Annotated in this window: 2 protein-coding genes; both read left to right on the top strand. The window is 48.7% G+C overall.

Annotated elements, in window-relative coordinates:
• On the top strand, positions 1 to 732 hold a 732-nt coding region (locus tag AC5590_RS33010; protein WP_169268997.1), incomplete at its 5' end, for an SDR family oxidoreductase.
• A 255-nt stretch (positions 733 to 987) separates the two neighbouring features.
• A partial coding sequence (locus AC5590_RS33005; protein WP_169268996.1) for an alcohol dehydrogenase catalytic domain-containing protein occupies positions 988 to 1255 on the top strand: 268 nt, incomplete at its 3' end.

Genomic DNA, 1255 nt, shown 5'->3' with positions numbered 1-1255 from the left:
GTAGAAAACAAAGTGATTACCATCACCGGAGCCAGCAGCGGCATAGGTGAAGCTAGTGCCAGGTTGTTAGCTCAAAATGGCGCGAATGTTGTTCTAGGTGCGCGGCGCACCCAAAAGCTGGAAAAGATTGTCAGGGAGATCCGCGCATCAGGCGGCACAGCAGAATTCAAAGCCGTGGATGTCACTAATCGCGAGGATACCAAAGCATTTATCCACTTTGCCAAAGACAAATTTGGCCGCGTCGATGTCATCTTTAACAACGCAGGCATTATGCCCCTGTCTCCAATGAACGCTCTGAAAGTTGAGGAGTGGAATAGCACAATCAATGTGAATATCTACGGCGTGTTAAACGGCATTGCTGCCGGTCTGCCGATCATGGAAGCACAAGGCGGTGGTCAGTTTATCAACACCGCATCCGTCAGCGCTCATGTGGTGGGACCTAACAGCGCGATCTATTCTGCTACAAAATTTGCTGTTTGGGCTATCTCCGAAGGACTGCGGCAGGAATCGAAAAATATCCGCGTGACCACAATATGCCCTGGCGTGGTTGCGACTGAACTCGGCTCAGATATAACAGACGAATCATCAAAAGACGCTTTGCAAAAATTCCGCCAAACTGCACTTACCCCAGATGCGATCGCCAGAGCCGTCTTATATGCTGTGTCCCAGCCGGATGATGTCGATGTCAACGAAGTGATTGTCCGCCCGAGAGCAAGTACATCTGGTGTCTAGCGACATCAAAGACCGAGGAATGGAACCGTATGCTCAACGCGAACAATTATTGTACACAATAACGCTGTACAATATTATGAAGAAACGATTAGATTTTAGAGTAGAAGAGTACGAACTTCAAATTCTTGAAGACTACTGCGCAGCTGTTGGCAGAACAAAAACTGATGTACTCAGAGAACTCATCAGAACTCTGAAGACAAAGAGAAAGCCGCTCCTTTAGGACGGGGCTTTAAACCCAGTTTTTTCGGTAACACCATGCAAGCAATTCGCGTTCATGACTATGGAGAGTCAGACGTACTGACACTGGAAACAGTAGCGCAACCTGAACCCCAACCCAATGAAGTGTTGATTCGAGTTCAGGCTCCCGGAGTCAATCCGCTCGATTGGAAAATTCGCTCAGGCTTCATGAAGAAGATTTTTCCCATGCCAATGCCGTACACGCCCGGAATGGATGTTGCAGGCATTGTGGAAGCGATCGGCACCGAGGTCAAAGCGTTCCAAGTCGGTCAAGCCGTGTATGGTA

This window comes from Brasilonema octagenarum UFV-OR1 (assembly GCF_963888615.1).
Taxonomy (GTDB): domain Bacteria; phylum Cyanobacteriota; class Cyanobacteriia; order Cyanobacteriales; family Nostocaceae; genus Brasilonema; species Brasilonema sennae.
Note: the sequence above shows the minus strand (reverse complement) of the source record. Positions and strands in the feature narration are given on the sequence as shown.